The sequence below is a fragment of the Streptomyces doebereineriae genome, assembly GCF_031845645.1.
Lineage (GTDB): Bacteria > Actinomycetota > Actinomycetes > Streptomycetales > Streptomycetaceae > Streptomyces > Streptomyces canus.
The window spans coordinates 1-395 of the sequence record NZ_JAVREZ010000557.1 but is presented as its reverse complement, the minus strand read 5'-3'; the positions used below and the strand labels follow the sequence as shown (position 1 = coordinate 395).

1 pseudogene is annotated in these 395 nt (G+C 69.6%); it reads right to left on the bottom strand.

What is annotated here, in order from left to right:
* A pseudogene (locus RNB18_RS53235) lies at positions 1-395 on the bottom strand (ABC transporter substrate-binding protein); the annotation flags it as partial.

The following is a 395-nucleotide window of genomic DNA, read 5'->3' as shown; positions in this document are numbered from 1 at the left end:
GATCTCCTCCAGGCTGTACGAGCCGTCGATGCCCCTGCTCTTCCAGGGGTAGTGGGAGATCTTCGGGAAGAGTCCGGCCGCCACATCGGTCTCCGGGGTGGCCACGCCGAAGTTCTCGTCGCTGCCGAAGATGATGAGCGATGTCTTGTCGCTCCTGGCCCCCTCCGCCTCGGCCAGCCGGGCGCGGAACGTCTTCTCGGCCTTCTCGCCCTCCTCCGTGCGCCCGGTGAGCGTGGCCAGATCCCGCAGGTAGCCGACGCTGTCCTGCCAGGAACCGGGCTGTACGGGCCAGAAGGTGGTGGCGCCCTTCAGCGCGGGGGCGAGCTTGCCGTGGGTGTCCGCCAGGCCGATCACCAGGTCGGGGCGGTGGGAGAGGATCGCCTCGACCTCGGGGC